The sequence below is a fragment of the Streptomyces sp. NPDC002324 genome (genome assembly GCF_053593335.1).
Genome location: NZ_JBSFCF010000033.1, coordinates 21,325 through 40,040, shown reverse-complemented (window position 1 = coordinate 40,040; position 18,716 = coordinate 21,325). Strand labels below are relative to the sequence as shown.

At 72.5% G+C, this 18,716-nt stretch carries 21 protein-coding genes; 6 read left to right on the top strand and 15 right to left on the bottom strand.

What is annotated here, in order from left to right:
- Positions 1–393 precede the first annotated feature (393 nt).
- The gene (locus tag ACWCRJ_RS33055) at positions 394–1,134 is read left to right on the top strand and encodes a Type 1 glutamine amidotransferase-like domain-containing protein (RefSeq protein WP_450942743.1); all 741 of its coding nucleotides are present in this window, start codon (positions 394–396) and stop codon (positions 1,132–1,134) included.
- 16 nt (positions 1,135–1,150) lie between these two features.
- Here the strand turns inward: ACWCRJ_RS33055 and ACWCRJ_RS33050 are convergent, their stop codons facing one another.
- The 10 genes from ACWCRJ_RS33050 to ACWCRJ_RS33005 form a co-directional block, all read right to left on the bottom strand.
- Positions 1,151–2,047 carry an RNA polymerase sigma-70 factor gene (locus ACWCRJ_RS33050; protein ID WP_450942742.1) on the bottom strand — a complete coding sequence of 299 codons (897 nt, stop codon included), beginning with the start codon at positions 2,045–2,047 and terminating at the stop codon, positions 1,151–1,153.
- Positions 2,044–3,255, bottom strand: a complete 1,212-nt coding sequence (locus tag ACWCRJ_RS33045; RefSeq protein ID WP_450942741.1) for an NAD(P)/FAD-dependent oxidoreductase — start codon at positions 3,253–3,255, stop codon at positions 2,044–2,046. The genes ACWCRJ_RS33050 and ACWCRJ_RS33045 overlap by 4 nt, the downstream gene beginning before the upstream one ends.
- A gap of 113 nt (positions 3,256–3,368) precedes the next feature.
- Entirely contained in the window at positions 3,369–4,313 is a 945-nt protein-coding gene (locus ACWCRJ_RS33040) for an MHYT domain-containing protein (protein ID WP_450942740.1), read from the bottom strand.
- 233 nt (positions 4,314–4,546) lie between these two features.
- The gene (locus tag ACWCRJ_RS33035) at positions 4,547–5,353 is read right to left on the bottom strand and encodes a sugar phosphate isomerase/epimerase family protein (RefSeq protein ID WP_450942739.1); all 807 of its coding nucleotides are present in this window, start codon (positions 5,351–5,353) and stop codon (positions 4,547–4,549) included.
- Between the two features lie 187 nt (positions 5,354–5,540).
- Complete coding sequence (locus ACWCRJ_RS33030; RefSeq protein ID WP_450942738.1) at positions 5,541–7,076, bottom strand: FAD-dependent oxidoreductase; 1,536 nt, start codon at positions 7,074–7,076, stop codon at positions 5,541–5,543.
- A 34-nt stretch (positions 7,077–7,110) separates the two neighbouring features.
- Positions 7,111–7,359 carry a CDGSH iron-sulfur domain-containing protein gene (locus ACWCRJ_RS33025; protein ID WP_450942737.1) on the bottom strand — a complete coding sequence of 83 codons (249 nt, stop codon included), beginning with the start codon at positions 7,357–7,359 and terminating at the stop codon, positions 7,111–7,113.
- Entirely contained in the window at positions 7,340–8,080 is a 741-nt protein-coding gene (locus ACWCRJ_RS33020) for a methyltransferase (protein ID WP_450942736.1), read from the bottom strand. Before ACWCRJ_RS33020 ends, ACWCRJ_RS33025 begins: the two co-directional genes overlap by 20 nt.
- Positions 8,081–8,136: 56 nt before the next feature.
- Positions 8,137–9,132, bottom strand: a complete 996-nt coding sequence (locus tag ACWCRJ_RS33015) for an iron-containing redox enzyme family protein (RefSeq protein WP_450942735.1) — start codon at positions 9,130–9,132, stop codon at positions 8,137–8,139.
- Between the two features lie 256 nt (positions 9,133–9,388).
- Positions 9,389–9,586 carry a CsbD family protein gene (locus tag ACWCRJ_RS33010; RefSeq protein WP_450942734.1) on the bottom strand — a complete coding sequence of 66 codons (198 nt, stop codon included), beginning with the start codon at positions 9,584–9,586 and terminating at the stop codon, positions 9,389–9,391.
- A gap of 557 nt (positions 9,587–10,143) precedes the next feature.
- Entirely contained in the window at positions 10,144–11,187 is a 1,044-nt protein-coding gene (locus tag ACWCRJ_RS33005) for a LacI family DNA-binding transcriptional regulator (RefSeq protein WP_450942733.1), read from the bottom strand.
- A 235-nt stretch (positions 11,188–11,422) separates the two neighbouring features.
- Between ACWCRJ_RS33005 and ACWCRJ_RS33000 the strand changes: the two genes are divergently transcribed.
- Genes ACWCRJ_RS33000 through ACWCRJ_RS32990 form a run of 3 tightly spaced genes read left to right on the top strand, consistent with a single transcriptional unit; the run spans position 11,423 to position 14,573 of the window.
- Entirely contained in the window at positions 11,423–12,580 is a 1,158-nt protein-coding gene (locus tag ACWCRJ_RS33000) for a Gfo/Idh/MocA family protein (RefSeq protein WP_450942732.1), read from the top strand.
- Positions 12,577–13,737 carry a dihydrodipicolinate synthase family protein gene (locus ACWCRJ_RS32995; protein ID WP_450942731.1) on the top strand — a complete coding sequence of 387 codons (1,161 nt, stop codon included), beginning with the start codon at positions 12,577–12,579 and terminating at the stop codon, positions 13,735–13,737. Before ACWCRJ_RS33000 ends, ACWCRJ_RS32995 begins: the two co-directional genes overlap by 4 nt.
- A gap of 38 nt (positions 13,738–13,775) precedes the next feature.
- The gene (locus ACWCRJ_RS32990) at positions 13,776–14,573 is read left to right on the top strand and encodes a sugar phosphate isomerase/epimerase family protein (RefSeq protein ID WP_450942791.1); all 798 of its coding nucleotides are present in this window, start codon (positions 13,776–13,778) and stop codon (positions 14,571–14,573) included.
- 47 nt (positions 14,574–14,620) lie between these two features.
- Here ACWCRJ_RS32990 and ACWCRJ_RS32985 read toward each other — a convergent pair whose 3' ends face one another.
- From ACWCRJ_RS32985 to ACWCRJ_RS32965, 5 genes are all read right to left on the bottom strand, one after another.
- Positions 14,621–15,016, bottom strand: a complete 396-nt coding sequence (locus ACWCRJ_RS32985; protein WP_450942730.1) for a DNA-binding protein — start codon at positions 15,014–15,016, stop codon at positions 14,621–14,623.
- The gene (locus ACWCRJ_RS32980) at positions 15,013–15,288 is read right to left on the bottom strand and encodes a hypothetical protein (RefSeq protein WP_275458285.1); all 276 of its coding nucleotides are present in this window, start codon (positions 15,286–15,288) and stop codon (positions 15,013–15,015) included. The genes ACWCRJ_RS32985 and ACWCRJ_RS32980 overlap by 4 nt, the downstream gene beginning before the upstream one ends.
- Positions 15,289–15,378: 90 nt before the next feature.
- On the bottom strand, positions 15,379–16,374 hold the full coding sequence (locus ACWCRJ_RS32975) for a helix-turn-helix domain-containing protein (protein WP_450942729.1): 996 nt from the start codon (positions 16,372–16,374) through the stop codon (positions 15,379–15,381).
- Between the two features lie 8 nt (positions 16,375–16,382).
- Positions 16,383–16,574, bottom strand: a complete 192-nt coding sequence (locus ACWCRJ_RS32970; RefSeq protein WP_450942728.1) for a DUF397 domain-containing protein — start codon at positions 16,572–16,574, stop codon at positions 16,383–16,385.
- A complete protein-coding gene (locus ACWCRJ_RS32965) occupies positions 16,574–17,425 on the bottom strand; it encodes a helix-turn-helix domain-containing protein (RefSeq protein WP_450942727.1) in 852 nt (283 codons plus the stop codon). Before ACWCRJ_RS32965 ends, ACWCRJ_RS32970 begins: the two co-directional genes overlap by 1 nt.
- A gap of 157 nt (positions 17,426–17,582) precedes the next feature.
- Here ACWCRJ_RS32965 and ACWCRJ_RS32960 point away from each other — a divergent pair, with 157 nt between their 5' ends.
- Together ACWCRJ_RS32960 and ACWCRJ_RS32955 are read left to right on the top strand one after the other, a co-directional pair.
- Entirely contained in the window at positions 17,583–18,083 is a 501-nt protein-coding gene (locus tag ACWCRJ_RS32960; protein WP_450942726.1) for an ATP-binding protein, read from the top strand.
- A 316-nt stretch (positions 18,084–18,399) separates the two neighbouring features.
- Positions 18,400–18,603 (top strand): hypothetical protein, encoded by a 204-nt coding sequence (locus ACWCRJ_RS32955; protein ID WP_450942725.1) that lies wholly within the window; start codon positions 18,400–18,402, stop codon positions 18,601–18,603.
- The last annotated feature ends 113 nt before the right edge of the window (positions 18,604–18,716 follow it).

Sequence of the window (18,716 nt, the reverse complement as noted above, 5' to 3'; positions counted from 1 at the left end):
TCCGGAAAGTTTCTACCGGTCAAGGGAGGGCGCGCGGCGGGGTGGAGTGGGTGCGTTTCGCGCGCGGCGGGGTGGAGTGGGTGCGTTTCGGGTTCCCGTCGTGGGCGGGCGCGGCTCCGGTGGGGCTTCTCGCGCAGTTCCCCGCGCCCCTGAAAGACACAGGACCTGCGGGCCTGAAAGCCCAGGCCCTGAGGCCTGGAAGGCGATGGGTCTGCGGGTCTGGAAGGTGACGGGTTCGCGGGTCTGGAAGGTGACGGGTTCGCGGGTCTGAAAAGCGCTGGGCGCAGCCCCTGCTTTTCAGGGGCGCGGGGAACTGCGCGAGAAGCCCCACCGGGCCGGCAGCCGACAGCCCACCCCCCCGGCCGGCCGGAGGCCTCCGCTACCCTCCCGGCCATGACAGCCTCCGAGCCCACCATCGTCGCGACCTCGGGCGGCCACCGCCTCGGTGACCGCACCCGCGTGACGTTCCACTCCCTGGTGCACCACGCGGTGGAACTGTCGGGCGCGCACGGCCGGCGCCCGAGGGTGATGTACATCGGCACGGCGATCGGCGACGCCGAGCACATGACCGCCCGCATGAGCGAGGCCGCACGCGTGGCCGGCTTCGACCTGACGCCGCTCGCGCTCTTCCCGATGCCCAACATCGAGGACATCGAGTCGGCCGTCCTCGAACAGGACGTCGTCTGGGTCATGGGCGGCTCGGTCGCCAACCTGCTGGCCGTCTGGCGCGTCCACGGCCTCGACCGCGTCCTGCGCCGCGCCTGGGAGTCCGGCGTCGTCCTCAGCGGCGTCAGCGCCGGCTCCATCTGCTGGTTCCGGGGCGGCACGACCGACTCCTTCGGCCCCGAACTCCGCCCCGTCACCGACGCGTTGGGCTACCTCCCGTACGGCAACGGCGTCCACTACGACAGCGACGAGGGCCGGCGCCCCCTGATCCACGCCCTCGTCGGCGACGGCACCCTCCCGGAGACGCACTGCACGGACGACGGCGTCGGCCTCGTCTACCGGGGCACCCGACTGGTGGAGGCCGTCGCCGAACTCCCGGGCAAGGGGGCGTACATCGTGCGGTCGGAGGGTGGCACGGTGAGCGAGGAGCGGGTGGAGCCCCGGCTGTTGCCGGAGCCCCGCCGGTAGGGCCGGTCCGGGACGGTCACCGCAGGGTGAGGGGGGTCTCGGACTCGGCTCGGGAGAGTTTCTGCGGGTTGCGGACGTAGTAGAGGCTGGTGATCCGGCCGTCCTCGACGTGGATCGCGACGATGCCGTCCAGTTCGCCGTCGAGGTGCACGGCGAGAGCGGGGGCGCCGTTGGCGACGGTGGGGACGACCCGGACCGGGAGGTCGTTCTTGCGCAGGCCGCCGAGCAGGAAGCGGGAGACCTTGTCGGCGCCGGTGATCGGCCGGACCGCGGCCTGCTTGATGCCGCCGCCGTCGCCGATCAGGACGACGTCGGGGGCGAGCACGTCGAGGAAGCCCTGCGGATCACCGGTCTCCAGGACACGCCGGAACGAGTCCAGGGCCTTGCGGGTCTCGCCCACGGAGACCGCCTGCCGCGGCCGGCGGGCGTCCACGTGCTTGCGGGCACGGGAGGCGATCTGCCGGACCGCCGCCGGGCTCTTGTCGACGGCGGTGGCGATCTCGTCGTAGCCGAGGTCGAAGACCTCCCGCAGCACGAAGACCGCGCGCTCGGTCGGCGACAGTGTCTCCAGGACCAGCATCAGCGCCATCGACACACTCTCGGCGAGCAGCGCGTCCTCCGCGACGTCGGGCGTGGTGAGCAGCGGCTCCGGCAGCCACGGGCCGACGTACGCCTCCTTGCGGCGGCTCAGCGCGCGCAGCCGGTTGAGCGACTGCCGGGTGGTGATCCGCACCAGGTAGGCGCGCTGGTCGCGCACCTGCGCGAGGTCGACGTCGACCCACCGCAGCCAGGTCTCCTGGAGGACGTCCTCGGCGTCGGCCGCCGAACCGAGCATCTCGTAGGCGACCGTGAAGAGCAGATTGCGGTGGGCGACGAACGCCTCGGTCGCCGGGTCGGTGGTGTGCTCGCTCATGCCTCGATCTTCCTCCCGGCGGTCGCCGGGGCCTCACGGTGCGCCGACTCCAGCAGCCGGCGCCGCTTGCTGCCTCCCGGGATGCGGTGCAGACCGTACGCGCCGGGCTCGCGGGCCTCCCCGTTCAGGTGCTTGATGATGCCCGTGCACACCAGTTCCTTGATCTTGGCGCCGGTGCGGCCGTCGATGTGGAACCACCGCGGTACGTCGTCGCGGTGGGCGAACTGGAAGATGCCCTCCCCACGGCCCAGGCTGATGCACTGCCCGGCGAACAGCTGGTTGAGGGGCGCGGGAGGCTCGCCCTCGATCCGGGCCAGCACCGTGTCGGCGGCCCGCGCGCCCAGCGGGATCGCGGCCTGGCAGCTCATCCGCAGCGGCAGGCCCGACGGCGCCGAGGAGTCGCCGGCGGCGACGATCCGCGGGTCGTCCACGCTGGTCAGCGTCTCGTCCGTGAGCAGCCGGCCCAGCGCGTCGGTGCTCAGCCCGCTGCGCGCGGCCAGGTCCGGCACGCCGAACCCGGCGGTCCAGACGGTCACCGCGCTCGGCACCTCGCGGCCGTCGCCGAGCCGGACGGCCGTGCCCGTCACCGCCGTCACCTTGGTACCGGGGCCGTCGAGCACGGTCACCCCGAGGGCGGCCAGCCGCCGGGCCACCGCGCGCCGCCCCCGGCGGTGCAGGTACGGGCCGAGCACCCCGCCGCACAGCAGGGTCACGGGGCGGCCCTGCTCCGCCAGTTCGGCGGCGGTCTCGATGCCGGTCGGGCCGGCGCCGACCACGGCCACCGGGGCCGCCTGGGCCGTGGCGTCGAGGACGGGCCGCAGCCGCCGCGCCTCCTCCAGGGAGGCGATCGGGTAGGCGAACTCGGCGGCTCCGGGCACGCCCGGGTCGGCGCTGCCGCTGCCCACCGCGTAGACCAGGTAGTCGTAGTCGACCGTGTCGCCGCTCGCCAGGGTCACCCCCCGCTCGGCCGTCCCGATCCGTGTCACGGTGTCGACCACCAGCCGGACGCCCTCGGCCAGGACCTCCCGGTAGTCGACCACCGCGTCGTCGGACCCGCCGACCAGCTGGTGCAGACGGACCCGGTTGACGAAGTCCGGGCGCGGGTTGATCAGCGTCACGGTCACGTCGTCGCGTCGCGTGAGGCGGTTGGCCGCCATGACCCCGGCGTATCCGCCACCGATCACGACCACCGCGGTGTTCTTCGTCATGATGTCTCCTCCGCTTCCAAGGGATTCGACCTCTAGACACCGCCGGGGCGGCGGTTGTGACAACCTGGCGCGGATTTCCCGGAAAAATCTTCGACGGGCCGCTCGGAGCGCTGTCACCACCGCTGGGCACGGCCTCCCGCCTGCTGCTGGGGGGAGGGCTGGGGCTGCGCTTGCGGCCGGCGGGATCGGGGGTCGAAGAGGGAGCCGGCGGAGTCGTCGTCGGGGTGCTGGAGCGGGACGTCGGGGCGGTCGGCGCGCCAGGGCTGCCGCTGGGCGTCGGGCTCGCGTTCCCTGCCGCGGACGGCGGACCGGTCCCAGTCGCCCTCGCCGAGCACGAGCATCGGGTCGAACATCACGACCACCCCCGCGAGCAGCAGGAAGATGACCGGTCCGATGAGCATGGGCAGCAGGATCGAGGTGGGCGACTCACCGGTGAACGTGCCGGGGGCCGTGCCGTGCAGGTGCACCCCCACCGCGGCCATCCCCGTGTAGTGCATCCCGGACACGGCGACCCCCATCACCAGGCTGGCGCCCAGGCTGGTCAGGAAACCCCGGATCGACACGGCCGCCCAGAGCGCGGCGGTCGCGGCGGCGATGGCGATGCCGATGGAGAGGGCGACGACGGCGAGGTCGTAGCGGATGTAGCCGTTCAGCTGTATGGCCGCCATGCCCAGGTAGTGCATGGCGGCCACCCCGAGGCCCGTGACGATTCCCGCCGAGCACAGGGAGGCCGTGCTGACCCCCCGGTAGCCCACGGCGAAGACCCCGATGCCGACGACGGTGACGGCCACGACGAGGCTGAGCACGGTCAGCCCGACGTCGTAGTGGATCTCGCTCTCCTCGACCCGGAAGCCGATCATCGCGATGAAGTGCATCGTCCAGATGCCGCAGCCGATCGACGCGGCCCCGAGGGCCAGCCAACCGGGCTTCCAGGACTGCTCGTTGTAGACCGACCTGACGACGCAGCGCAGTCCGAGCGCCGCGCCCAGGCAGGCCATGACATAGGCGGCCACCGGGGTGACCGCGCCGTAGCTGAAACCGTCGACCGTGCCTTGCATATGCCAAATCCCCCCGGTACATGGCCAGTTGTGCCTGACAGGCGCGGGAGGTAAGTCTGCTGTAAGGGCGGGCCGCAGCGCTCCGTTTTGCAAGAGTTACTGTCGGTACTTGCTCGATACTTGCTCGGCGCGTGATCGACTTTGGGTGAGTCGATACTGATTCGCGGTCAAAATCCGCGCCGAGCAGGGCCGACGAAGGCCTGAGCTTGATCTGCCAAGCTCAGGCCTTGGCTTTACGCGGCGTCGTTGAGGAGCCGTCCGAGGTGTTCCCGGCCCGCCGCCAGCAGCTCCGGCAGCGGCGCGGCCTCCTCGTACCACCGCTTCTCGTACTCCCAGCACAGCCACCCGTCCCACTCCTTGCGGGAGAGCAGGTCGACACACTCGCCGAGCGGGAGGACGCCCGCCCCGAGTGCGAGCGGGGTGGTGTCGTCGGGGGAGGCGATGTCCTTGACCTGGACGTAGCCGAGGAAGGGGGAGAGGGCGGCGTAGGACTCGGCGGGCTGTTCGCCGCCGAGCCAGGTGTGCATCACGTCCCACAGCGAGCCGACGCTGCCGTGGCCGACCGGGCCGAGCACCCGGATCGCGTCGGCGCCGGTGCGGTGCGAGTCATGGGTCTCCAGCAGGACCCGTACGCCCCGGTCGGCCGCGTCCTCCGCCGCCGTGCCGAGCCGCCGCGCCGCGATCGCGTCGGCCTCGTCCGCGCTCTGCCCGCCGGCCAGGTCGGCGCCTGGGAAGACACGGACGAAGGGGGCGCCCAAGTCCCTCGCGAGGTCCAGCAGTTGGCGGATCTCGTCCAGTACGGGGCCGTCGTCGCCCGGCGCGGCGACGCGCGCGTACCCGGCGACCCCCAGGATCTCCACGCCCGCGGCCTTGAACGCGGCGGCCACCTCGGCGCGTTCGCCGGCCCCGATCCCCGGGTGCACCGGTTCCTCGGGATGGGCGCGCAACTCGACGCCGTGATAGCCGTGCGTGACGGCGAGCCGTACGACGTCGGCGATGGGGAGACCGGGGACACCGAGGGTGGAGAACGCGAGTTTCATGCCTTCGGACCGTACACGTCGGCCGGCGCGGTGCGGCACCCCGCCGGGGTGTGGGGGACACGGGTCGGCCGCGGGCCGGGGCCGCGGAACCCGGGCCCCGCGCTCCTCGGCGTGCGCGACCCCCATACCGGCCCCCATACCGGCCCCCATACCGGCCCCCATATCGGCCCCCGTATCGGCCCCCGCATCAGAGATCCCGCCCTTCCAGTGGCTTCGTCGCCGGTCCCTGCACGATCCGGCCCTCGACGTCGAAACGGGAGCCGTGGCAGGGGCACTCCCACATGCGTTCCGCGCGGTTGAAGCCGACCAGGCAGCCCATGTGGGTGCACCGGGCGGAGACGGCGTGCAGCGAGCCGCCCTCGTCCCGGTGGACCGCGCAGTGGCGGCCGCCGACGCGGACGACCGCGCCGTCCCCGGGGGCGATCGCGTCCACGGAGGCGCCCCCGGGCGGGCTGATCCGGTCGCCCACGAAGTGCCGCGCGACCTGGGCCTGGTGCTTGAGGAAGGCCGGCGCCTCCCGCACCGCGCTGAGCACCCGGCGCGGGTCGTACAGATCGCTCCACGCGGACTTGTGCCCGGTGATCAGCCCGGCCAGCAGCCGCCCGGCCATGATCCCGCCGCTCATGCCCCAGCCGCCGAACCCGGTCGCCACCCACGTGTGCCGGCTGCCCGCGTGGAAGAGGCCGACGAGCGGCACGGAGTCGGTGGAGTCGTTGTCCTGCGTCGCCCAGCGGTGGGTGAAGTCCAGCGGACCGAAGCGCTCGACCGCCCAGTCCGCGAGGAGTTCGAACCGTGCCTCGACGCCGGCCGTGCCCGGGGTGAAGTGCTCCCCGGTGACGATCAGCAACCGCCGCCCGTCCCCGTACGGGGCGGTCCGCGCGGAGCGGGTCCGCTGCTCCTGGGTGATGTACATGCCGTGCGGGTCGGCGCCGGCCGGGACCGGCGCGGCGAGCACGAGTTCGCGGCGGGGGGAGAGCCGGGTGAACAGCAGCGCCCGGTCGAAGACGGGGTAGTGCGTGGCGATCACCACGTCCTCGGCGGTCACCGTGAACCCCGCCTCGGTGGTCAGCCGGCACGGCGAGCCCTCCTTGAGCCGCACCACCCGCGTCCGCTCATGGACCGACGCGCCCTGCCGCACCAGATCCTCCACCAGCGCCAGCAGGTACTTACGGGGATGGAACTGGGCCTGGTCCGCCACCCGCACCGCCCCCGCGACCGGGAACGGCAGCCCCGTCTCCGTCACGAACTCGGCCGGCAGCCCGGCCTCCCGCGCCGCCTCCGCCTCGGCCCGCAGCTCCGCGACGCGCCCCTCGTCCTCGGCGTAGGTGTAGGCCGCCGCGTCCTCCCAGTCGCAGTCGATGCCCAGCTCCTCCACCAGCGCGGCGGCATGCCGGACCGCCTCGTTCTGCGACCGCGCGTACAGTGCGGCCGCCTCGGCGCCCCGGGTCCGCCGCAGCCGGTCGTAGATCAGCGTGTGCAGCGCCGTCACCTTGGCCGTGGTGTGCCCCGTGACCCCCGCCGCGACCCGGTCCGCCTCCAGCAGCGCCACTCGCCGCCCCCGCCGCGCCAGCTCCCACGCGGTACTGATCCCCGCGATGCCCGCGCCCACCACCGCCACGTCGACGACCAGGTCCCCGTCCAGTGCCGGGTGCTCGCCCTCGTGCGGCGCGCTCTCGATCCAGTACGACCGCTGCTCGGGCCGTGTGTGCTCCTCGGGCTGCATGGCTTCGGGGTCCTTTCAGGAGGGCGGCGGCTGCTCAGGAGGGCGGCGGCTGGGCGGGGCGGGAGTCGTCCGGGTCGGCCGTCCGCGGCTGGGCACGGCGACGATGGCTGGTGTCGCACCACGGGTAGATCCGGCTGCGGCGGCAGGTGCACAGGGCCACGCAGAAGCGGTCCGACGACACGGTCGTCCCGTCGTCCAGGGTGACCTCGACCGGCCCCTCGACCAGCAGCGGGCCGGGGCGCTGCAGGGTGACACGGCGGCGTTCAGCGGGGACGTTCGGCACGGATGACCACCAGTTCTTCCTTCTCGTCGCCCTCGGCACGGCCCTCGGCCCCCAGCAGCCCGCGCCCGCGCAGCCAGTCGCTGCGCTCCCGCAGGACGGGTCCGAACGCGACCCGGCGGTGCTCCACGACATCGGCCCGCAGCCCTGCGGCCCCCAGCTGCGTCAGCGTCCGCTCCGCGTCGCTCAGCGCCGAGTGCACCAGCAGCAGCACCCCGCCTGGCCGCAGCAGCCCCGGTGAGTCCCGGCAGATCCGGTCCAGCAGGAGCCGGCCGTCCCGTCCGCCGTCCCAGGCCCGCGCGGCTCCCCGCACGCGGCCGAGCCTGTCGGGCCTCGGCGCCGCGCCGGGACCCTGACCGGGCCCCCGCCGTCGCCTCGGTTCCGGGCCCGGCACGTACGGCGGGTTGGACAGGATGAGGTCGAAGGACCGCTCGGACACCGGGCCCAGCAGGTCGCCGCGGACGACCGTCAGCGGCAGCCGCGCCAGCACGGCGTTGACCCGGGCGTTGAGCACCGCCCGCCGGGAGATGTCGACGGCCGTGACATCCGCGCCCCGCCGCGCCGCCGCGAGCGCGACGGCGCCCGTCCCCGTACCGACGTCCAGGACACGGGCCCGCGGGGCGAGAGGTTCGCGCCCCAGGGCGTGGACCAGGAGTTCGGTGTCGTCCTGCGGGGAGTAGACGCCGGGCAGGGACACGGGGAGCGAGAGAGGGAGGGGAATCACGGGGATGGGCCTCCAGGCGGGTGCGTCGGCGGGAGCGCGGACGGAGATCGGCGTCGTCAGACCGGCGTGCGCAGGGACGAACGGCCCGCCCGCCACGCTCCGAGGAGACGGCCGGCGAGGGCGTCCTCCAGATGGTTGGTGGCATCGACGCCGAAGGCCACGTCGGCGTCCAGCTGCGGCTCCTCCTCCAGCAGCCCGGCGACGACGTCCCGCCGGACGATCTGCTCGTGTACGGCGTCGGCCTCCACGTGCTCGTCGTAGAAGTGCTCGGCCGCGGGGCCGGCCCCGGTGCGCCGCATGGCACGGGCGAGCCGCCGGGATCCGGGGGAGGAGGTGATCTCGACCGTCGCGAAGTGCCCGACCAGGGCGCCGCGCAGGGCGCGGTGCAGCCCGAAGAGGGACATCAGGTTCACCAGGGCGAGCGCCTCGGCACCGGCCGCGTCCACATAGCGGCCGTACGCCGGGTCGAGGTCGAGGTCGGTCATGAGGTCGGCGAAGAGACGAGCGTGCACCCGTTCGGCCCGCCCCCCGCCGAACTCGTCGAACTCCACCGCCGCCATCCCCGCCTTCGCCCGCCCCCACAGCCGGGGCAGCACCCAGGCGTGCGGGTCGGCCTCCTTCAGGTGGTACAGCGAGCGCTGGGCCGCGTACTCACGCACCTGCCACAGCTCGCCCTCGTCCTGGAGGAAGTCACCGACCCCGCCGCCGTCGTCGGCCGCCGGTTCCACGAGCAGGTCGTCCAGCGCCTCCTCGGCGCTCACGTGTTGGGTCGCCCGATCGCGCAGCGACTCCAGGAACGGCCACTCCAGGGCCGCCCGGCAGCGCAGCAGTTCCGGGTCCCATTCGAGGCCGGCGTCGACGCCGGCGAAGCCCCGGTAGTGCAGCTCGTAACAGAGGTACAGGGCCAGCTGGAGATCCTCCCCGAAGGGGTCGGCCCCGGCGATCGCCCGACTGTCGGGCGGGGGACCCTCGCCCCGCAGGAACGCCACGACCGCAGCCGAGATCGGCCCCCTGCTCTCCGGCAGCGCCGGTTCTGCCACCCGAGTCTCCATGGGCGCCGGGTACCCGTGATGCATGAGTTCTCACCTGTACGTCCCTGCTCACGGCGGTGCCGGGCGGTCGAGAGGCGGGGGGCGCCCACGGCGCCCACGGCGACGGGGGCTCCTTCAGGGGAGCCCCCGTCCTCGGCCGCCGCCGCGGCCCGCGGTCGGCGGGTCCGAGGGGACCGCACGCCGTTCCGGGCCACCGGCCGTCGGCCGTACGCCTACGCGCGCCGCGCGACCGCGGGGGCCGTCGCGCTACGCGACCTCAGACGCCGTCGCGCTGCGCCGGGCGCCGCGTCTCCTGCGCACGCCCCTGCACCTTGGCCTTCATCTTCTTGGCCTCACCGCGCACCTGCTGCATCTTGCCCTCGGCCTGCTGCTCGCGGTTGCCGGTGACCTTGCCGGACATCTCCTTGGCCTTGCCCTTGATCTTGTCCATGCTGCCCTTGTCCTTGGCGGCCATGGTTCCTCCTCTTCGATGGTGGGGGAGAGGCGAATCGGCTCTCCCGCCCAACGTAGGACGGACCGGTGACTGTCGCGCGCCGAAGCGTCACTTTGCGTGAGGGGTGGCTCGGGGGTCGTACGTCGGCCCACGCGTCGAACCCGTCCCGTCGCCCCGGATCTCCTCGCGGCGGAGCCGCCGGCCCACCGGCGAAGTCCGCTCGGGCGTGGAGTCCTTCCTCCTCCTGGTCTCGCCTTCGCCCCGTTCCTGGCACCGTGGGTCGTCGCGGCCACGACCTCGGCACTCGCGATGCGCGCGCATCGCCGGGAGAAAGGCGGCGGACGGCGCCTGCCGGACGCCGGTTCGTGCGTCCTGCTCACCGTGTCGGCCGCGACGATCGCCCTCGGCGCTTACGGGGTCGGGGTGATGTCAGGCTTCTGCATCCTCGACCCCGAGACGACCGACCGACCCTACCCGCCCCGGCCGACCCTGCCCGCCCCGACCGACCCTGCCCGCCCCGGCCGACCCCCGCCCCGGTCCCGTCCCGACCGGCCGCCCCCGCCCCGCTCGGCCCGCCCTCAGCCCTTCCGAGGCCCCCCGCTGGATCCCCGCACCATCAACTCCCCCCGCACCGTGGCGATCCCCCCGGGCGGCGGCTCCTCGCGGCCCATGGCGATGCGTCCGGCACGGGCGCCCGCCTCCGTCAACGGCAACCGCACCGTCGTCAGCGCGGGCACCGCGTCGATGCTGAAGGGGAGGTCGTCGAAGCCGGCCACGGAGACGTCGTCCGGGATGCGCAGACCGGAGTCGCGCAGGGCGGCGCACGCCCCCAGCGCGACCGTGTCGTTGGCCGCGACCACGGCCGTCAGCGACGGGTCGCGCCGCAGCAGCTCCAGCGTCGCCTCGTAGCCGGAGAGGCGGTCGTAGCGCCCGTACACCGTCCACCGGGGGTCGTCCTCGATGTCCGCGGCGGCCAGCGCCGCGCGATGGCCCTCCAGACGGTGCCGGGTGGTCGTCCGCTCCTGCGGCCCGGCGATGTAGCCGAGCCGCCGGTGCCCCAGCCCGATCAGGTGCTCGGTGAGCCGCTGCCCGCCGCCCCGGTTGTCGAAGGTGATCGCGATGGCCTCCGGCGTCGGCGGCCGCCCGCACAGCACCACCCGCGTCCCGGCCTCCGACAGCTTCCGCAGCTTGTTGCCGACGGCCGTCAGGTGCGCGGGATCCTCGATGGCCCCACCGGTCAGTACGACGGCGGCGGCGCGCTGGCGCTGCAGCAGCGTGAGATAGGTCAGCTCGCGCTCCGGGGAGCCGCCCGTGTTGCACACCACACCGAGCCGCTCCCCGCCCGCACGCCCGCCAGGACCGCCGATCTCGGACTGGATGGCCGCGGCCATGATCCCGAAGAAGGGGTCGGCGATGTCGTTCACCAGGATGCCGACCAGGTCGGAGGTGGCGGCGGCGAGCGCGCTGGCGGGGCCGTTGAGGACGTAGTCCAGCTCGTCCACGGCCTTCAGCACCCGCTCGCGCGTGGTCGCGGCCACCGGGTAGTTGCCGTTCAGCACCCGGGAGACGGTCGCGGGCGACACCTGCGCACGGGCCGCCACGTCCGCCAGGGTCACAGTCATCGTTGCTCGTCCTCCGGTGCGCGTGATGTTCGGGCTGTCGGGGAACCTTACGACCGCGATCGCCGTTCGCCCCCTCGAACAACTCGACCCCCTCGCGGTCTTGTATAGACCGCTGCCCAGAGGCTAGCTTCTAGTTGGATAGAAAGCGCTTGCTGTGACGCTCACCCTTTCGTCGGGCGTACGCGGCGCCGGACGCGTACGCAGACACGAACGCACACCAACGAAAGGACCGGCCGTGACACGCAGAACCGTACGGATCGCCATGAACGGCGTGACCGGACGCATGGGCTACCGCCAGCACCTCGTCCGCTCCATCCTCGCCATCCGCGAGCAGGGCGGTCTGGACCTCGGCGACGGCACCGTCCTGTGGCCGGAGCCGATCCTCGTCGGCCGCCGCGAGCACGCCCTGAAGGCACTCGCCGAGCAGCACGGCCTGGACCCGGAGAACGTCTCCACGGACGTCGACGAGGTCCTCGCCGACCCGACCGTGGAGATCTACTTCGACGCCCAGGTCACCTCGGCCCGCGAGGAGGCGATCAAGAAGGCCATCGCCGCCGGCAAGCACATCTACACCGAGAAGCCGACCGCCACCGGCCTCGACGGCGCCCTGGAGCTGGCCCGCCTCGCGAACGCCGCCGGCATCAAGCACGGCGTCGTCCAGGACAAGCTGTTCCTGCCGGGCCTGCTGAAGCTCAAGCGCCTCATCGAGGGCGGCTTCTTCGGCCGCATCCTCTCCATCCGCGGCGAGTTCGGCTACTGGGTCTTCGAGGGCGACTGGCAGGAGGCCCAGCGCCCCTCCTGGAACTACCGCGCGGAGGACGGCGGCGGCATCGTCGTCGACATGTTCCCGCACTGGGAGTACGTGCTGCACGAGCTGTTCGGCCGTGTGAAGTCCGTCCAGGCCCTCACCGCCACGCACATCCCGCAGCGCTGGGACGAGCAGGACAAGCCTTACGACGCCACCGCCGACGACGCCGCCTACGGCATCTTCGAGCTGGACGGCGGCGCGATCGCCCAGATCAACTCCTCCTGGGCCGTCCGCGTCAACCGCGACGAGCTGGTGGAGTTCCAGGTCGACGGCACCGAGGGTTCGGCGGTGGCCGGTCTGCGCAACTGCCGGGTCCAGCACCGCTCCGCCACCCCCAAGCCGGTGTGGAACCCTGACATCCCCGCCACCTACTCCTTCCGCGACCAGTGGCAGGAGGTGCCGGACAACGCCGAGTTCGACAACGGCTTCAAGGCGCAGTGGGAGCTGTTCTTCCGGCACGTCTACGCCGACGCGCCCTACCACTGGGACCTGCTGGCCGGCGCCCGCGGCGTCCAGCTCGCCGAACTGGGCCTGAAGTCCTCGGCCGAGGGCGTCCGTCTCGACGTACCGGAGATCCAGCTGTGACGATCCAGCTCCCGGACGGTAACGGCGCGTTCAAGGCCTACACCCCCCGTACCGAACCCCTGGTGGTGTCCCCCGGCACCCCCCTCACCTCCCGTACGGTCTTCTCGGCCGCGCACGTCGTCGCCGACCCGTACGCGGACGTGTCCCCGGACTCGCCCGCCGCCGTCGACTGGGACGCCACCCTCGCCTTCCGCCGCCACCTGTGGTCGCACGGCCTGGGCGTCGCCGAGGCGATGGACACCGCGCAGCGCGGCATGGGCCTCGACTGGGCGGGCGCGGCGGAGCTGATCCGCCGCAGCGCCGCCGAGGCCAAGGCCGTCGGCGGCCGGATCGCCTGCGGTGTGGGCACCGACCAGCTCACCGACCCGGCGGCGGCCTCCCTGCCGGAGATCCGCAAGGCGTACGAGGAGCAGCTGGCGCTCGTCGAGGAGTCGGGCGCCCAGGCGATCCTGATGGCCTCGCGCGCGCTGGCCGCCGCCGCGACGAGCCCCGAGGACTACCTGGAGATCTACGGACACCTGCTCCGCCAGGCCGGCGAGCCGGTCGTCCTGCACTGGCTCGGCCCCATGTTCGACCCGGCGCTGGACGGCTACTGGGGTTCGTCGGACCTCGACGCGGCCACGGAGACCTTCCTCGCCGTGATCGCCGCCCACCCCGACAAGGTCGACGGCATCAAGGTCTCCCTGCTGGACGCCCAGCGCGAGATCGACATCCGCCGCCGGCTCCCGCAGGGCGTCCGCTGCTACACGGGCGACGACTTCAACTACCCCGAGCTGATCGCGGGCGACGACAAGGGCTTCAGCCACGCGCTGCTCGGCATCTTCGACCCGCTGGGCCCGCTGGCGGCGCAGGCGGTCCGCGTCCTGGACACGGGTGACGCGCAGGGCTTCCGGGACCTCCTGGACCCGACCGTGGAACTCTCCCGCCACCTCTTCCAGACCCCCACCCGCTTCTACAAGACGGGTGTCGTCTTCCTGGCCTGGCTGGCCGGCCACCAGGAGCACTTCACGATGGTCGGCGGCCTCCAGTCGGCCCGCTCCCTCCCGCACTTCGCCCGCGCCTACGAACTCGCCGACGGCCTGGGCCTGTTCCCGGACCCGGCGCTGGCCGAGGCCCGGATGAAGAACCTGCTCTCCCTGTACGGAGTGGCCCAGTGAGCGCCATCGGAGATCTGTCCCGCTTCTCCATCAACCAGATGACGGTCAAGCAGCTGTCGCTGCCCGAACTCGTCGCCGGTTGCGTCGAGTTGGGCATCACGGGCGTGGGCCTGTGGCGGGAGCCGGTGGCGGAGCACGGGCTGGACGCCACGGCCAAGCTGGTCCGCGACGCGGGCCTCGCGGTCACGACCCTCTGCCGGGGCGGCTTCTTCACGGCGATCGACCCGGCCGAGCGGGCGGCGGCGCTGGCCGACAACCGCAAGGCGATCGACGAGGCGGCGACGCTGGGCACGGACACCCTCGTCCTGGTCTCGGGCGGCCTCCCGGCGGGCTCGAAGGACCTGCACGGCGCGCGGGAGCGCATCGCCGACGCGCTGGCCGAACTGGGCCCGTACGCGGCGGCGAACGGCGTCCGGCTCGCCATCGAGCCGCTCCACCCGATGTTCGCCTCGGACCGCTGCGTGGTGTCGACGCTCTCCCAGGCGCTGGACATCGCGGAACGCTTCCCGGCCGACCAGGTGGGCGTGACCGTGGACACCTACCACATCTGGTGGGACGACACGGCCCCGGCGGCGATCGCCCGCGCGGGCGCCACCGGCCGCATCCACACCTTCCAACTCGCCGACTGGATCACCCCGTTGCCCCAGGGCGTCCTCACCGGCCGGGGCCAGATCGGCGACGGCTCGATCGACATGCGCGAGTGGAAGTCCTACGTCGAGGCGGCGGGTTACACCGGCCCGATCGAGGTGGAGCTGTTCAACGACGAGCTGTGGGCGGGCGACGGGCATGAGCTGCTCGCGCGGACGGCCCGGCGGTTCGTGGAACACGCGGCGTGACGTCCGGGCGGCGGGCCGGGGCACCATGCTCCGGCCCGCCGCCCGGGTCAGACCTGTCGGACCTCGACCTGCTTGCCGCAGAGCGGCTTGAGGTCGTCGAGGTCGGAGGTGAGGACCGTCACCGGCGGCTGCGCCGCGCGGGCGGTGGCGGCGACGATCGCGTCCAGGGCGTACTTGTGCCCGCCGGTCCTGCCGCTGTCCTTCATCCGGGTGATGGCCTCTTTTGCGGTCTCCTTGGTGACCGGCTCCACGACGAGCCGGGAGAGGGCCCAGGCGAGGCGGGCGGTGTGCGCCCCCTGGGGATCGGCTTCCACGATCGTGGCCGCGCTGGTGATGACCCTGACGTCCCGCTTGGCGGCGACGGCGAGCCTGGCGGTCATGGTGCGATCGCCACGCAGGTACAGGGACAGGGCTTCACTGTCGAGCACCCAGGTGCCGCTCACGCCACCGCCCGGTCGCCCCGGCCGCTGCCGAACATCTCGCGCTCGGCCGCGTCGATCTCCTCCTGGGTGAGGGGGCCGTGCAGCTCCTCGTTCGCGGCGATGAGTTCGTCGAGCTGGTCCCGCTCGATCTGCCGCTGGATCGCGGCCTCCACGTAGGCCGAGATGCCGCGCTTGCCGACGCGTGAACGGAGGGCCGCGATGGTGCCCTCGTGTACGGAGACCGAGACGGACTTGGTCGGGCCCTCGCCGGGCCCGTAGGCAGGTTCACTCACCCACCCAATCTAGCAAAAGTTCTATTAGAGCGTTCTGTCGCGTAGCGCGCCTGTCCACAGCGGCCGACCCATGCAGGGGATCGACGACGTCTACCCCACCTCCCGCGCCGCCCGCTCCCGCGCGCGGAACTCCGTCGGCGACACCCCGTACGCGCTCCGGAACGCCCGCGTGAAGTCGGAGGGGCGGGGCATCCCCCAGCGGGTGGCGATGGTGTGGACGGGGGTGGTGGTGAGGCCGGGGTCCGCCAGGTCGCGGCGGGCGCCTTCCAGACGCTGGACGCGGATCCAGGCCGCGACCGTCTCGCCCGGGGTGCCCTCCTGGAAGACCCGGTGCAGATAGCTCAGCGAGATGTGATGAGCCGCCGCTATCACCGTCGGGGTCAGCTCCGGGTCGTGCAGGTTCTGCCGGATGAACGCCCGTATGCGGGTCACGAGGGCCCGTCGGCGCGTCTCCGGCGGCAGCGCCTCCTCCGCCTCCAGCACCTGCGCGAACCAGGCGGCCAGCAGATCGATCAGTACGGTGCCCAGGCGGGGCGCGTCGGCCGGCTGGAGAGTCTCGGCCTGCTGCTCCAGACCGGTGAGAAACCCGGTCAGCAGCGCGCCCACCCCCTCCCTCGCCGCCAGCCGCCTCCCCAGTAACTGCTGGACGCGGGCGGGCTGCAGAGGCAGCAGCGCCTTGGGGAAGTCCAGGCCCACCCCCCAGATCACCTGACGGCCCAGGCCGGCCGGCGCGTGGACTTCGTACGGCCGCGACGTGTCACTCAGCCACAGGTCGCTCGGACCGTACGCCTCGGTCCGCCCCGCATGCTCGAACCCCAGCCCGCCGCCGAGCACCAGTGACAGGTGGTACATCTCCGGGTCGGACTGCCGCACCAGTTTCTCGGTACGCCGGAAACCTGTCACCAGATGCGCCGTCGGCCACACCATCACCGGGCCCAGCTCCATCAGCCGCTGCCGCGCCCAGAAGTCGTCGGCGAACTCGCAGCTCATGTGGCTGGGGGCGATCGCCCGGTGCATCAACTCGCTCCAGTAGTCGAACCGGTGCTCCTTGGGCACGTCGTCGCTCCGGAAGACCGTTCCGATCATGACGTGGGTCAGCCCTGGGAGGCGTACGGGACGAACTCGGCCCAGGCGGCGGGGGAGAGGGTGAGCCGGGGGCCGGTGGTGTCCATCTTGGAGTCGCGGACGTGGATGGTGTGGGGGAGGGCTACGGCCACTTCGACGCAGTCGTCGCCGTCGCCGCCGCTGTAACTGCTCTTGAACCACGTCAGTTCGGAGCTGCTCATCAGTTTCCTCGCATCCGCCGCAACAGGCTCACGGAGTCTTCGGAGGTGAGAGCCTGTGATCGCATCCTGGCATATCGCCGTTGCAGGACGCTGACCTCTTTCGCGTCGGATACGAGCAGGCCGCCTCGCTGTCCTTCACAGTAGCCGTACCAGCGGTTTTCCGAGGTTTCCAGCAGGCGCATGGGGCCATCGAGCCCAGCGTGAGTCTCCCGTACCTGCGGCATGACCTGAATCTCGATGTTCCGCAGTTCGCCGATCTCCAGCACGTGATCGATGAGCTCGCGTGTCACCGCCGCGCCGCCCGTACGCCGAATGAACAGCCCCTCCTCCAGGATGAAGCTGAACTCGGTGTTCGGCCGCTCTCTCAACAGCCGCTGGCGCTCTGCCCGAGCCAGCCACTGGGCCTCGACCTGTTCATCGCCCAGCGGCGGCAACTGGTTGTCGAACAGCGTCCGGGCGTACGCCTCCGTCTGCAACAGCCCAGGAATGAGGCGGCACTCGTACGTGTGCAGAACGATCGCCGCCGCCTCCAATCCCGCCCACTTCCTGAACCAAGCCGCCAACCCCGGCTGCCGCCCCAGATGCTGAGCCGCCCGGATCAGCGCACCCGTGTCCCCCAGCTCCCGGTCAACCCCCTCCACGAATGCCGCGTCCGGCATCCTCCTCCCCAACTCCACCGAAGCCACCATGTGCTTGGAGTAGCCGACCGCGTCGGCCAGCTCCTCCCGGCCCAGCCCCGCGTGCTCCCGCAACGCCTGGACCATCGCCCCGAACGTCCGCAGGCTGTCGGACGCCTCCGGCTCCCCGCCGCCCAGTCCCGTCGCCGTCATGCCGCCGCTGTCGGCCACCATGGGCCACCTCCCGCGCACCCGCCCGCCGAACCACACCGTTCCCCACCCATGGTCACAGCACGTCACCAGTACCGTCCAGTGAGTAACCGCGTACGCTGCCTCGGCGTACGCGGCGCGTAGCTGGCGAACCGGCCTCCCCGCAGGCCACATTGGCGTCATGACCGCACCGCCCGCCGCGCGCCACACGCTGACGGCACCGACGTTCACGCAGCGCTTCAGCTCGACCCCGCTGGGCGCCCGCCTGGCCCGGCACCTGGCCCTGAACCAGCTGCACGCGTGGGGCATCCGGTACGGCTCGGACCCCTCCGACCGGGCGGCGGCGGTCGTGGCCGAGCTGGCCGCGAACGCGGTGACCCACGGCCGCGTCCCGGGCCGGGACTTCGAACTGCGCCTCTCCCTGCCCACGGGTTCGCTCCGCATCGAGGTCACCGACACCCGCGCCGAACGCCTGCCGCCACGCCCCGGCGCCGTACTGCCCGCCCGCCCCCTGGACGAGGGCGGGCGCGGTCTGGTCCTGGTCGACGCGCTGGCCGACCGCTGGGAGGTCCAGGACGGCAGACCGCCCGGCAAGACCGTCCTCGTCGAGATCGACCTGCCGGACTGGCGGTCCCTGATGAGACGGCTCCCCGAACGCCGGCCGTGCAAGAGGCGCGGCTAGCGGGCCTGTCAATCCGGCTCTTTACGGGTGTGGGCCGATGTGAAGTCGCCCTACCGTTTGCATCCAAGCACCTCGGCCTTCGTGCGGCGCCGGGCGCACCCCGGGGACAGATCTGCCGCACGTCGTCCGTTCCACGACGATTGAGGGGGCATGCATGACGCGTACGCCGATCCGGAGAAGGGTCGCAGCGGTAGCCGCGACCGCGTTGTTGGCGCTCGGTACGGGAGTACTGTCGGCGTCGCCGGCCTCGGCGGCCCCCGCAGGCTGTCCGTCCGGCGCCGCGTGCATCTACGGGGGACCCAACAGCAGCGGTGGCGTGACCAACCAGTACTGGTCCCGAGGGGTTCACCAGCTCCGCAACCAGGTTGGCGTCCACACCGTGTTCAACAACCAGACGGACGGCTGGAAGTTCCATCTGTGCCATGGCTGGAACGGCGAGAACTGCGACTGGACCTTCTATCCGGGTGCCTGGGATGACGTCGATCTCACCACGTACAACTCCGTCATCGTCACCCCGTAAGGTGTCGCGGCAGTCCCGGGAGTGAGCAGACCTCCCGGGACTCACGCGTCTTCACGCTCCGAAGGCCCACCTCGCACTTGCGCGGGCTTGAGCGAGCCCGACCGGGCCGCCCC